The sequence below is a fragment of the Trabulsiella odontotermitis genome (genome assembly GCF_001188485.1).
Taxonomy (GTDB): domain Bacteria; phylum Pseudomonadota; class Gammaproteobacteria; order Enterobacterales; family Enterobacteriaceae; genus Trabulsiella; species Trabulsiella odontotermitis_A.
The window spans coordinates 1-14078 of record NZ_JNGH01000107.1; the positions used below are offsets into that span (position 1 = coordinate 1).

The window sequence follows — 14078 nt, forward strand, 5'->3', positions numbered from 1 at the left end:
CTCGCGCTGTTCCTTCAACTGGTTAACCCACTGATTCAGATAACTGTCACTATTATTCGTGGCAACTCTGACAACAACGCGGGCACCATGAATAAACATGATCCGCAGATACTTGTCGCCTTTCTTCATCATGTTTATGAGCACCTGTATGCCCCATTCGAGCACTGACGCGGAACAAGGCCCTGCCATGCGGCTAAGTGACGACCATTCTTAAATTCAGCTCCTTTGCCAATCGCGGCAACAACAGCCGTGGCTGTTTTAGGACCAATGCCTTTAACTTTGGCAATACGCTGTCTGATCTTACCCGGTGCAAAGCTTGAATATCCTGTTGCTCCTGACTTTCGGCGGGACAAATTACATTGTTGGCTACATCATAGCCACGGCTATAGCCTGTGCATCATTGCTATCATTTTTTTGCCCGCGGACGAAGGGTTTTACATACTGAGGACTGATGACCTTTACTTGATGTCCCAGTTTTCAAACTCACACGGCCAGTAAAATGCGCCTGTAGATGTTTCTATACCGATCAGACACGCCGGAATATTTGCCACCGTCTGAAGTAATTCTTTTCGACCGATACGTTTTGAATAAACCGGCTTACCGGCCTGGTTTAACCCGCAGAACTGAAAGACATTTTTAGCCAAACCAATACCCAGAAATACGATATTCATGGTGATTCTCCTGCGGAGCACATTTTGTACAGTTAACCGCAGAGGGAGGAGGTAGTCCATCCCATTAACTGGAAGCCCAGATACGGCGGCATGGAGGCTTCTGATATCAAAAAGAACAAGGATCTTGAGGACAAGAACCAGCGTCTCAAACAGATGTTTGCCGACCTGAGCCTTGAGAACTGGGCGCTGAAAGACGTTATCGAAAAAAAGCTTTAAAACCAGCCTTTAAGCGTGAGCTGGTCACTCATCTGATAACAACGTTCGGACTCAATATCCGTCAGGCCTGCCGGAGTCATTATCATCGCGTTGCAGGTAGTGGCAGAGCGATATCCTCGATACGGTTTTCCAAAACTTTTCCAGGTTTTGCGACGGCAAGAATACCCGTGGAATCACAAAAGGATCCATTGTATTTATTGTCTGCTGAAGCTGAATTTTCGCCGTAAGGGCAAACAACGGTTGCCGGTACGTAATCCCTCGCCACTGACCACACCGGAAGCGCTGAACCAGAGTTGGTCTGTCGATTTTATGCATGATGCCCTGGTCTGTGGCCGGCGTTTTCGCACGCTCAATGTCGTTGATAACTTTAACCGTGAGGCGTTGGCGTTGTCGATTGAAATTGATCTGAATCTGCCAGCTCTGCGCCTGGTTCGTGTTCTCGACAGGATTGCAGCAAACAGTGGCTATCCGGTCATGCTGCGCATGGATAATGGTCCGGAATTTATCTCTCTGACGCTGGCTGAATGAGCAGAGAGACATGCAGTAAAACTGGAGTTTATCCAGCCGGGTAAGCCGACGCAGAATGCTTTCATCGAGCGTTTTAACAGGACATACCATACAGAAATACTCGATTTTTATCTGTTCAGAACGCTGAATGAAGTGCGGAAATCACGGATAAATGGTTATCAGAATATAACTATGAACGCCCGCATGAATCACTGAACAATATGACACCGGAGGAATATCAACAACACCATCATTTGGTCGGGATCTCAAAAAAAGCTTGGAACTAGAACGGGTCTATTTACAATTGAACCAAGACTTTGATAGAGGAATTCCAAAGAGCCGTTATTTCAGACCCTCCCGCGAATTAATCACTCAGATCGTACATCACTATTGTTGGCACTAACCACTCGCCCTTTCTCTGCAGGAAAGGGCGTAATGATGGTTCACAGCCCGAGGTCACCTAAGCCAGGGTGATATCATCAGGGGTGAAGAAAAATATGCTTCCCGTTTTATTAGTCTGATGCGTGAAAAAGAGCCGTAACTAAAAATAATACAACAACTGACACTCCAGTTCTACCGGATCCTGAAAATCAAAAACAAACCACAACCAAGCAGATGGTTCACCCGTGTCAGCGAAAGCGGTTCAACAGAACTTCAACATATATCCGCGGGGATGGAAGCCGATGCTACGGCTATATGTGAAGCCATAACCAGCAGGTGAAGTAATGGTGTTGTTGAAAGGCATGTAAATCGCCTGAAGATGCTGAAACGGCAGATGTATGTTCGAGCTACTGAGGCGACAGGTAATGAGTCCTCTGGCATGAAAATCTTCACCCAAGTTGCGGAAGACCCAATATTAAACCGTCGGTGGAGATGTAAGTGGATCACTTTTATCCATTCTCGACAGTACGCTATATCCCGCAGATTAAGAAATCATTATTAAAAGCCTGAGAAGCACCCTTCAGGCAAAAGAAGTACTACTAATCTTCACCGCATAACGGAACAATTAGCATGTCAACGTGAACGGTATTAATCAACTGACGTGCTGAAGATATCAACCGGCTCCAGAAGTCCTGATGATGACCGCAAACCACCAAGTCCATATCGTATTTCTTAATTGTATTTACAAGAACTTGGCCCAGGTCGCCACTGTCGCTCAGAATTTTGGTGACAGGGTAGCCTGCATTATCAGAAAACTCTGCCAGTGCATGACGGTTTTCCTCAGAAATGCGTGTTTGTGTATCGTTCAGACTAAAGTCTATCAGGCCAGTATAAAGGTCAGCGTAATTATTCACCACATGGATCAAGGAAACTTTTGCATCGTACGAGCGCGCAATAGAGACCGCCTTTTCTATCAGAACCTTGCTTTCCGGAGAAAGATCAACCGCGATGAGAATATGTTTATAAGCCAAGTATTTTCCCCTCCATAATATTGTCAAAAAAAGCCTGCTGGGTTTTTCCTTATTTATACAACACTCTATAACTAAAGAATCTGTAATCCATCCTAGAAACAGGGAAAACAAATTGCTAAAAAAATCACATGACCTGCACCTGCGGCTGGATATAGCAAGTATTCAACATGCCCTAGCTGCCGGTAAACTCATCGGCTTTCAGGGTGTCACCTGCTTCCAGCGAGGTAGCCAGCCCATCCAAATCATACTTGTCGCTCCGACGATTATCCGACTCTACATGATTTTTAAACCAATTATACTGTACCCAGCTGTTTGCATACACCCCAGTTTTATTCGTGTTGTTCTGGTACCAAGTACCATACAGACCGGCACTGCGCTACCATCAGAACCATAACTGACGCGGTCACTGCGGGATAAAGGCAGAAAACCAACCACCCGAGAAAAGACTAAAAAACAACATTTCCGGAAACTACTCACTCCGGGACCAAACGAAATACCACGAAACAATTACACACATATCTTGTGCAATCAGATATAATCAAAAAAAGTCAATGGTGCTTTACTTGTATATGATATAATTGATTTTTTCAGTAAATATTATACACTTCGATAGGTTATCATTTATTAATGAATTAGTGAAAAACATGGCTTCAATTCACAGCTAAGCTTTATTTGTGCATTCCCCCCCAAAAAAAACACAATCAAATATCAAAAACATATAAAAAGAAGTATATTATTAATTAGAAAGGTCAAGTAATACATAATATCATCACCATATATAATACAAAGTGGCAACAATAACCACTCTGTATTATTAATAGAATAATATGCATGCTAAAACAAATAATAAAGAATTCGTTAATAGCTAAAACAAGCCAATACCTAGAATTGATATTGCAAACCAACAGCAACTATATTATCAGTACTGATATCTGCATCATTTGCAAAAGCATTATCATCAATTAAATTGATCTTATAATCAACATATGCAGAGGTGTTTTTGTTAAAATAATATGTTGCACCTAAATCTACAAACTTAACAATATCCTTAGAACCGTAACTTCCCCCACCCAAAGAATTGTCTAAATCACTTGCATGCGTTTGGTTATACGCAACAAAAGGAACGAGCCCGAAGTCAAAAGTATATGACGCGTAAGCTTCAAGGAGGCGAGATTTATTTGCATAACCAAATGCTCGGCTTGATGTAGATCCGAACCGCGAAGCATTATATGCTTGGGTGTACATAACAGCAACATAAATATCGTTTGCGCTATAACGCAGGGCAGCACTGTATGCATCAGCATGATCACCATGTCCCATGATACCACTTGTCCTGCTATTTTGTTCATTGGTACGATCAGATGAAGCAAATGCTCCCGCGATACTCACGCCATAGCCGATATCATAATTAATCGACATACCGTATCCATCACCGTTTTGTGTTAAAACATCGCGAACACCTGGTTCTCCACCACCATCATTTTTACCCTGATACTGAAGAGCAAAACTTAAACCATCAACTAATCCAAAAAAATCTGTATTTCTATATGTTGCAACACCATTTGTTCGATTAAAGAGAAATTGATCTGCATTATATGTCATAGAATCAAATTCAGGCTGCATATCTGTATATGCTAATGCATCATATAAGATACCAGTATTTCGGCCATAATCAAACGAACCAAAGCTATTAATTTTTACACCAGCGAATGCATAACGAGAATAAAAATCCCCTCCCTCTTCTGGAGTGTTAGCATTAAGCTGGCCTTGCCATTGCCCATAACCTGTTAGAAAATCATTAACTTCAGTCTCACCTCTAAATCCAAAACGAATATATGTCTGATCACCATCTTGAGAACTATCATTAGAAAAATAATGAAGACCATCCACTAGCCCATATAAATCTAATTTAGCGCCATCCTTATTATATATTTCAGCTGCATTTGCGTACGTATTTGCAATCAACACCAAAGTACAAACACCTAACGACACCTTTTTCGCTTTCACTTTGACTCCTTCCTACTAATCTAACACTTAATTAACATACCATTATACATAGTTTATGTACGTACAAAAAAACAAACATTCACATTATATTCTAACAATCCTATCCCCCACTCACATTTGCTTAACTCATTATCTAAAAAGTAATAACCAATAGCATTTATTTGAACACTTCAGCTACGGCTTCGAAATTAGGACCATGTTCACGAGCTGCTATTATAACATAATATCTTCCTCCTTTATCATCAGCCAACTTAGACAATTTTGCATGTAAATCTGTTGGTGATGATATTTCACCACTTGATGCACCTACAGAAACATCACCAATATATTCCAAGTTAAATTTATGAGCTTCATCTTTTGAAATTAATTCAGCCGAAGACGCACCAAAAGTCACTACTGTTAACGCAAAAGTTATGCCTAAAAAGATTTTTTTCATTTTATTCACTCCTGAGATATAATTAATCAAATAATTCTAATTCACATATCCACAACTACATCACTTACATCATTTACAATTTACACTGCCTTAGACAGGTGATATCTAACAGGCATTTTGAAAGACAATACATGAGCCAGATCAATTTTTCCCCCACTTTTAATATTCGCAGGCAGAACAAAAGCAATACTCACCTGTAATATCTAAAGTTTTAAAAAAACACCATCACAAAATCTTAATCATAAAAAGTAAAAACTGGAGCGAAAACGACTCAGATTTTTCAGACAGCATTACCCAATGAACCCTAACACTGCCAAATGAGCCTAAAGCCCGAACAAACAAGAAATAATAGTATATGATATAAATGAAACTGTGTTTACCGCGCAGAGCATAATACATACATTCCCCTGAGGAAATGACGGTTCAGCAAGCTATACTATATTTTAGACTTGTTCGTTACCATAACTCTAAAATTAAGTTAATTGATTTTATATCAAATTACGTCGACCACATAGTAGCATATAATTTTTCCATGACCCTATAGCATTTATAATGAAAAATATAAAACAATCAATTAATGGTAGATTTCATCGATTTAATCTTTATAGCCTGAAAAGTTTACATTACTTATTTATCACAACCACATCGATAATATTAATATTCGCTTTCACTGCCTAACATAAAAAATAACATACATTTTACAAAAGTTCTAACTAATTGTTTCACAGAAAAATCTAGGAATTTTTCCTAATGTAAATAAGACTCCTTTCCCTGGGAAAAATAATAGAGTGTAATTTAACTCACCTCCTTTTGACGCATAAATCAATGGTAATTTCAACATTGCCATTTCTGGAGAAATTGTCTCTCCTTTTAAAGGAACAATTTTAGTAGAAGTAAAGTTATATCCATTTTCCGTTTTAATATAACTAAATTCAACATTACGGTCTATTATTGATTCAATCTTATTATTAATAAAACTGGTACCTTCAACATTGACAATTCCTTTGTTACTTTTATCTTCCAACATAAATGTTAAAGAAAGATTAAGCCGCGCTTCACCATCAATTATCACCATCTTTGATGAGCAAGTTTCAAATTTCTCACTAATTTTCCCTTGAACAATATCATGGTAAAAAAAATACACACCACTAATAATTGTGATAACTGTTGAAATGGCCATAAACGCAGCATTATATTTTTTAACATTCATAATCACCTTCTTACAAATAAAGAAATACATGTAACATTTCCTTTAGCAGTAAAACTTTTATTGCATCCTATAATGTTACGAGTTGGAACATATTTATAAACAGTCAAATACACCCATGGATAAACCTTACAATTCAAATTGCTATCAATTTTTTTCATGCCTTCCTGCCATGTGACATAGTCAGTATTAAGCATAATATGACATCCATTATATTTCCCAACCAATTTATAATTATTAAAGAAGTCAATAAAATTCTCTTGTGGATTTTTTGTATTTTGCCATAAAAGAATTAATATGCCCCACGAGATACAAAGAAAACTAATCGACAAAGAATTCATATGAGTCCACTTCTTCCATAGTGATATGTAACAGCTTGATTTTTTGACAACTCCATGGTTAGATCTAGCATTATTTGCGCAGGATGAAATTGTATTATTATCCTGTTCTTGTGCCATGATTTCATTTATAATTGTACCAGTTCTAATTTGAAAACCGCTTCTGGTTATAGTGTTAATCATTGCATCATCACTTCCAGTAATTGATTTAATCCCTTTCCTTATGAGAGATATATTTTGGTATAGCGCATTCATTGGCACATGCTTCCCTTCATTATCCCAAACATATTGGAAAAACATCTTTGGCGAAACCACGCCGGGAGAATTTTTAAGTAAAAGATAAAAACAACGAGAAGCCGGAGTGGTTAATGAAAAGTTATTCCGACTATCATAGCGAGAGGATAGCCGGTTATCTTCCGGCCAAAACTCAATGATATTATTTATCAGAAAACCTTTTTTCATATTTCAGCCTTTATTTAAATTCCTGTAAAATTCAAACATATGGAATCACATTATTATGATAAATGATAGCGAACACCAGCATAGCAAAAAAATTAAAACATGGATGATCTATAGTATCCTAGCTATTATCACCGTCAGCTGCAACACTCAATTGCTTGTTTGTATCTCGCATAATCACGCCATTCACATTTAGAGATCTTCCGGCATACTCAATCTGCCAACGAAGGAGATCGCCATGGGTAAAGCCTGTTTAACTGAGCACCAGATCATCGCCATGGTTAAGTCTCGAAGTAGGACGAGCTGTTAAGGATGTCCGCCGGGAGGACGGTATTCCTGATGCGACTTACTACATCTATGCACTACCTCCGTTTTGCAAGCACTGACTCTGGTTTTGGGTTGTTGCTTACACCTATCCGGCATCAGGAAAACCTGTACCCAAATGGGTAATCCGTACACAATCACCTCAACAACTGGACGGCCTTTGAGACCAGTATAAAGATCAGGTTCCGATTGTGCAGGTGCAACCAGTCACCATTTCTCAGTATGCTGCAGCTTTTCTGGCAGGGAATTAACTTCCCACTAACCGATACTCTGTATCATTTCTCATCATCGACCAGATTATTCTCGCATTCTTATTAGCGACCGCCACGGTTGTTTTATTAAACTCGCGCTGTTCCTTCAACTGGTTAACCCACTGATTCAGATAACTGTCACTATTATTCGTGGCAACTCAGACAACAACGCGGGCACCATGAATAAACATGATCCGCAAATGCTTGTCACCTTTTTTCGTCATATTCATCAGTACCTGCTTGCCACCACTCGAGTGCTGTCGTGGAACCAGGCCAAGCCATGCGGCAAAGTGACGACCATTTTTAAATTCAGTTCCTTTGCCAATCGAGACAACAACAGCCGTGGCTGTTTTAGGACCAATGCCTTTAACTTTGGCAATGCGCTGACAGGCTTCTGATTGCCTGAACACAGCATCAATTTCTTTATCAAAAAAGTTTATACGACGACCAAGATCGTTAAAGAGCTCATAGAGCTCTGCAATCATTCTACGCATACGGGCACTTAACCCGTTTTCTGCATCCTCAAGGATTAGCGGAACGGCACGGCGAACTCTTGAGACTGGCACACCGATTGTTATTCCCCGATCAAGCAGCAGCCCTCGGATTTGTCAGACTGTCGCAGTACGATGATTGACAATACGCTGTCTTGCACGGTGTAGAGCTTGAATATCCAGCTGTTCAGGGCTTTTCGGTGGAACAACCTGCATCGTAGGTTGCATCAGAGCCACAGCTATCGCCTGCGCATCGTTACCGTCATTTTTTTGCCCACGGACCAAAGGTTTTACATACTGGGGCTGATGACTTTTACGCTATGATCCAGTTTATCAGACTCACACTCCCAGTAAAATGCGCCTGTAGATGCTTCTATACCGATCAGACACGCCGGAATATTCGCCACCGTCTGAAGTAATTCTTTTCGACCGATACGTTTTGAATAAACCGGCTTACCAGCCTAGATTAACCTACAGAGCCAAAAGACTTTTTTAGCCAGATCAATACCCAGAAATACGATATTCAGGGTGATTCTCCTGCTGGGCACATTTAGTACAGTTAACCGCAGCCCATGCGGGCTGTTCAGTTTTTCAGCCGCTCTGGCATCCACCGCTGATGGTGGCGATAACATTTATTACGATTTGAACCTAATCCTAATTAGGTATAATTTTGGGTTCATTTCCCTTTTGGTATTTATTATGCTACCACTTTGGTGGTGAATACGACTTGCTGTTTTTTTGCTCACTCTAAATTTTTTAGTTTTCTAGATTATTGTCACGTAAGCATTCTCCCTTAGCGATTTCATATTATCAGCCAATACATGAGTCCAAAAGCCAACTTCATAGCTAGTGTAATGATAGTGAGTATGTAATTTTCCTTAGGTATTACTTCCTCAGTGCTAATAATGCTAAGGCATGCAGAAGAACCTCACAGGAAACTGGTGTATAATATTATATCATTCTTGATTATAACTTTTAATCAAGACGATTTTCGAATTATGTGCTACCATACTATTTTATTCCAACCATCTGAAAAATTTTACAAAGCGAATATAGTGCTCCAAATCTTATCTCAAGTCACCCACACCTCATATCGTTATAAAATAACCGACTCAACCGACATTCAGCTACGCACTTGAAACCCGCACTTGAAACCCGCACTTGAAACCCGCACTTGACCTTTATCAAGTCTTACTCATTACAACCATATTGACAAAGTTATGCCCTTTTTTAATAAGACAAGAAATATACTCCTGTAGCCTTTACCGTCTCTGGAGTCTGAGTTGCTTATAATAACTCCACCAGAAAACACTTCCTGCGGGGTTCTTAGTCAAGCATTATTTACTAATCATATCAAATTAACCATTCATTAAATAATCATCTCAAATACTCATAGAGCATGGGAAACTCATTTAGGAACACCATCATTCCCTTAACTACATATTAAACTTACTCACCAAACAAACATCACCCTAATTTATCACTATCATTATTTGCGAGATGTTAAATAACCTCAAAATTTGATAAAAAACAAAATCAAATTTTCAACAAATCATATATAGACTTGTGTTTTTACTTTCTGGTTAGGAATTTACCTATTATCACAATAAATACAATCTATTGATTTTTATGGATAATAATCCTCTTATTGGTTGCAGGACAGAAAAAGGTATGTATAAGGTCTTATTAAGACGTTAGCACTAGCAATCCCATCAGATCTTACTAAAATTCCCACACTAAGAATAACAAACCTTTTATGGGTAAATTCCTATGCTTAAAATTCATAATGTAATGATATAAATAAGAAGAGTTGTCAATGTACTTAAAAATGCATTGGTATGTCTTTCCATCAACTTATCAATATAATTGCCAAAAGGATGTATATACATGTTTGAATTTATTGAGAAGGACGCGAAACGTCTAACCTTACCCCAAAATCATACGAAAGAAAACTTTACAGAAAGTTACATAACTGACATGGATTATCTTAATTTATCATTTTATACATGGCCAGGAAACAACACCTGGCTTAATGAAGGATTGGTATGGGTCTTATCATCGTTATCTTACCTTCATTATAGAAGAACAAATAACATTGTATTTATTGATATATCGATATTTAGCTTTCATTCAATTGTATCTGAAAAATGGCTCACAAAATTTAAAAAATCAAATTTAATTTTCCTATGTGATGCACAGCTAGCCCCACTAGCAAACTATTGCTACTTAAGAATGAGAATGGCAGGTTTCACCGGGGGGGTTATTTATTCTTTTGATGATTTACATGAAGTAAAGAGAAAGATATCACTCGTTATCAGTGGATATCCAGTACCGCCCCAAAGAGAATTACAGAAAATATCAATCAAGGAGTTTAATATATTAAAGCTATTATATCAAGGAGTAAATATCAAAAAAATAGCCACTATTTGCAATACTACCACAAAAACAATTTACGTACATAAATCTGCTATTGAAAGAAAACTAAAAACATCTATAAAGCGGATACCTTGGGATATGTCACAACTCAATCCTTTATAAAGTAACTGTATATTCATATTGATAATTTTCTAGCCCCACTAAATTATCAAAGTATATGTAATTTTCATTTACATGTAGCCTCCTACTGGACTACTTAGACAAGTATATTATAAAAATCAACTCAGGAAAGTGAACACTTTATGTAACATGCACAAGAGTTTTTAGAACCATATTATTTCAGACACTAACACCTTAATCTACTTACATAATTTGATGAATCAAGCGACAATCTTATGAAAGATTTTAACAAATACGAAGAGTTTCACACTACTATTCTGGCGATTTTAGAAGAGTTAATTACAGAGCATCTACCTGATGATAATAAACATTTCGAAACTGAACATGAAAAAGTATATTTTACCGGTTATCACGCGGCACTATATAAATTTAAAAAAATGTTCAACCGACAGAAAGCCATTTTTAACATATCATAGTGAGTATAAACAATTGGCAAGACTGTAATTAAAATTGTGTAATTGCCTGTTTTTGATATGTTCACTCCAACAACGGAGACAGGCAAATTATCGACGAAAAGAAACTCAAAGCCCTTGCGGTTGAACTGGCTAACTGAAGCCGACCTCAATCAGTTTTCCCGTATGCTGACGAAGCTAACCATCGAAACGGCGCTCAATGCGGAACTGACGGACCATCTCGGGCATGAGAAAAAGGCCCCCAAAACAGATTCAAACACCCGTAATGACTACTCGTCAAAAACGGTGTTGTGCGATGACGGCGAGTTAGAACTCAACACGCCGCGTGACCGCAAAAATACCTTCGAACCACAGCTGATTAAGAAGCACCAGACGCGCATTACCCAGATGTACAGCCAGATTTTATCCCTCTACGCAAGAGGCATGACTACCCGCAAAATCATCGCCACCTTCAAAGAAAGGTATGACGCCGATGTACCACCCACGCTAAAATCTAAGGTCACCGACGCGGTAAAAGAGCAGGCAAAGCGGCAGCTGAATGCACTGTATCCCATTGTTTATATGGTCTGCATCGTCGTAAAAGTTCGTCAGAATGGCAGTGTGGTAAACAAGGTGGTTTTCCTAGCCCTGGGTATCCAACACCGCAGGCCAGAAAGAGTTGCTGGGCGTGGAGCTGGGAAAATGAAGGCGCAAAGTTCTGTCTGTGTGTAGCCTTGTTCTTGTACCTCTGGGAGTCGGATAATCGCCTCCCTCAATTTCCCGCTACCAGACATATTTAATCCCCAGCATGCCCTGCGTATCGCTGTAACTCTTCTCACCCATCTGCTGAGCCACGTTACCCCACATCGTCAGACGCGGTGTAATCTGCCCTTCCACACCGATTTTCAGTTCGCTTTCTGGTAGCGCGGCTGGTCGATGACAAACAGCACCTGGTTTTTCTTCACCAGCTGATTATCTTTGACATTCACCTCAGTGATGAGACCGGTGACGTCCGGAGCGATGGCAACAACATCAGCGCTGAAGCGCGCATCACGCGTCCACGGCGATTCCGTGTAATAGACCCAGGCACGGAAAATAGCCATAAACGCCAGGATAACNNGAAATCATAGATCCCGGTGGGGATAAGCACCCGGCGAAGCAGCCAGAAGATGGCGAGCGACAGCAATAATTCAAAGAAGATCGGCGGAAATGACAGACCGAAAATCACAATGACGGGGAACAGACTCATATTGACCTTGATTTGGGAGCAGGTGAGAAGCGATGCTTTTTATTATTCAGCCAACAGTACCCACTGAAGTTGTTGTATGGAACTAACAGATAAATCTTCTGGTCTAACATCATGTTCCCCATCCTTTCCAGTCTTTCGACTACGATCATTATGGAATCGGCCACATCACAACAATCTGTCCACATTGTTACTTTTCCCAAGTGAATAAGTTCACAGTTTTGTTTACCAGTGAACAATAAATCACCTCAGAAAAATGCTCTCTTTTAAAACAGAAAGCAGATGTACATAGTATATACTGCACATGAAATATTATTTTTTGAGTTATGACAAATTATTTTACGACTTGGTTTACTTTTACTATGGTAACGAAAACCATGCCATGAAGATGATATTAGGTGAGAAATTTATATCTCCGTCGGGGTCAGCATCAACGACTATATTCTGACAAATGATGGAGTTGCCACCAGTGGTGACCTCCCGCTACACAAACTTGGTGTGGTAATAACACACAAATAATAATTAGCAATATATGCCATTAATATTTTTAGGATAACATAAACATACCAGAATAAGATCACCACCAACTTCTTATACAACCCTTACATAATTGTCGGAAAGAGCTTGCTTACCGACAGTTCTGTCTGTGTGTAGCCTTGTTCTTGTACCTCTGGGAGTCAGATAATCGCCTCCCTCAATTTCCCGCTACCAGACATATTTAATCCCCAGCATGCCCTGCGTATCGCTGNNCGTGTAACCCGCTTCAACAGAGGCGGTGAGACCGCTGGAATCATACTCTTCGGTCGGTCTGGCCTGACCCGTTACCTTGTTATTAAACCAGTTATACAGCGCCCAGGTATCCACATAGGTACCGGTTTTGTCTGCTTCGTTGGCATACCAGGTGCCGTACAGCCCGATGCTATAACCGGAGACTTCACCGCGAGAGGCGTAGCCGTTCAGTTTAGACTTCGTGCGGTTCGAGCTGTTTGCGTAGCCCGCCATGGCCCCTAAATGCCAGCGGTCGAGACCGTCGGTACTCCACTGTGCCAGGTCACCACCGATCTGCAGGACATAGCTGTTGCTTCGTGTATCCAGCGAACCGCTGCTGTCTTTGAAACGGTTATGGTTGCCGACGTTACGCATCCACATGCTGGTGACTTTTTCTTCGCCCGTCAGCACGTCGGTATACTGCGTTTCACCCAGACGATCATGCAGCCGGGTCATAAACAGCGTATTTGCCGCATAGTTGTTGGCCAGATAGCTGCCCGCTTCCGGACGCACCTGACGCGGTTTTTCCGGTGAAGCAGGTGTTGGTGGCGGAACAGGGTTCACCGGATCTTCAGGCGGGTCTACCGGATCAACAGGGTCTACCGGCTCTTCCGGCGTCAGTTCACTGGTCAGGAACCAGTCGTTCCCTTTTTATCTTCAGGCGGGTCTACCGGATCAACAGGGTCTACCGGGGGATCGACGGGGTCAACAGGGTCAACTGGCGGATCCACAGGGTCTACCGGCTCTTCCGGCGTCAGTTCACTGGTCAGGAACCAGTCGTTCCCTTTTTTCACCAC

7 protein-coding genes and 9 pseudogenes are annotated in these 14078 nt (G+C 40.3%); 4 read left to right on the forward strand and 12 right to left on the reverse strand.

From position 1 onward, the window contains the following. Positions 1–671: pseudogene (locus GM30_RS25685) on the reverse strand (transposase); the annotation flags it as partial. 66 nt (positions 672–737) lie between these two features. On the opposite strand from GM30_RS25685, the pseudogene GM30_RS24870 reads away from it, so the two are divergent. Next, positions 738–1681, forward strand: a pseudogene (locus GM30_RS24870) (IS3 family transposase); the annotation flags it as partial. 188 nt (positions 1682–1869) lie between these two features. Next, positions 1870–2218 (forward strand): annotated as a pseudogene (locus GM30_RS25695) (transposase); the annotation flags it as partial. A 156-nt stretch (positions 2219–2374) separates the two neighbouring features. Here the strand turns inward: GM30_RS25695 and uspA are convergent. From uspA to GM30_RS24890, 7 genes and pseudogenes are all read right to left on the reverse strand, one after another. Continuing rightward, complete coding sequence (uspA, locus tag GM30_RS18780) at positions 2375–2806, reverse strand: universal stress protein UspA (protein WP_049849865.1); 432 nt, start codon at positions 2804–2806, stop codon at positions 2375–2377. A gap of 172 nt (positions 2807–2978) precedes the next feature. Then, positions 2979–3128 carry an autotransporter outer membrane beta-barrel domain-containing protein gene (locus tag GM30_RS28045; protein WP_420802278.1) on the reverse strand — a complete coding sequence of 50 codons (150 nt, stop codon included), beginning with the start codon at positions 3126–3128 and terminating at the stop codon, positions 2979–2981. A 560-nt stretch (positions 3129–3688) separates the two neighbouring features. Beyond that, positions 3689–4813 (reverse strand): porin OmpC, encoded by a 1125-nt coding sequence (gene ompC / locus GM30_RS18785; RefSeq protein ID WP_049849866.1) that lies wholly within the window; start codon positions 4811–4813, stop codon positions 3689–3691. A 157-nt stretch (positions 4814–4970) separates the two neighbouring features. Continuing rightward, positions 4971–5249 (reverse strand): YdgH/BhsA/McbA family protein, encoded by a 279-nt coding sequence (locus GM30_RS18790; protein WP_049849867.1) that lies wholly within the window; start codon positions 5247–5249, stop codon positions 4971–4973. Between the two features lie 709 nt (positions 5250–5958). Continuing rightward, positions 5959–6459: a hypothetical protein gene (locus GM30_RS18795; protein WP_072094175.1), complete on the reverse strand. Its 501-nt coding sequence runs from the start codon at positions 6457–6459 to the stop codon at positions 5959–5961. A 2-nt stretch (positions 6460–6461) separates the two neighbouring features. Then, positions 6462–7256 (reverse strand): winged helix-turn-helix domain-containing protein, encoded by a 795-nt coding sequence (locus tag GM30_RS24885; protein ID WP_072094176.1) that lies wholly within the window; start codon positions 7254–7256, stop codon positions 6462–6464. Positions 7257–7824: 568 nt separating this feature from the next. Continuing rightward, positions 7825–8846, reverse strand: a pseudogene (locus GM30_RS24890) (IS110 family RNA-guided transposase). A gap of 1360 nt (positions 8847–10206) precedes the next feature. On the opposite strand from GM30_RS24890, the gene GM30_RS18805 reads away from it, so the two are divergent. Together GM30_RS18805 and GM30_RS18815 are read left to right on the forward strand one after the other, a co-directional pair. After that, positions 10207–10857, forward strand: coding sequence for a LuxR C-terminal-related transcriptional regulator (locus GM30_RS18805; protein WP_049849869.1), 651 nt, complete (start codon positions 10207–10209; stop codon positions 10855–10857). A gap of 523 nt (positions 10858–11380) precedes the next feature. Further along, positions 11381–11998, forward strand: a pseudogene (locus tag GM30_RS18815) (transposase); the annotation flags it as partial. Between the two features lie 52 nt (positions 11999–12050). Here the strand turns inward: GM30_RS18815 and GM30_RS26355 are convergent. The 4 pseudogenes from GM30_RS26355 to GM30_RS18825 all read right to left on the reverse strand — a co-directional run. Continuing rightward, positions 12051–12179 (reverse strand): annotated as a pseudogene (locus tag GM30_RS26355) (autotransporter outer membrane beta-barrel domain-containing protein); the annotation flags it as partial. Further along, positions 12179–12382: pseudogene (locus GM30_RS18820) on the reverse strand (p-hydroxybenzoic acid efflux pump subunit AaeA); the annotation flags it as partial. The pseudogenes GM30_RS26355 and GM30_RS18820, both read right to left, overlap by 1 nt. Beyond that, positions 12358–12516: pseudogene (locus tag GM30_RS24900) on the reverse strand (DUF1656 domain-containing protein); the annotation flags it as partial. The pseudogenes GM30_RS18820 and GM30_RS24900, both read right to left, overlap by 25 nt. Before the next feature lie 747 nt (positions 12517–13263). Further along, positions 13264–14078 (reverse strand): annotated as a pseudogene (locus tag GM30_RS18825) (autotransporter outer membrane beta-barrel domain-containing protein); the annotation flags it as partial.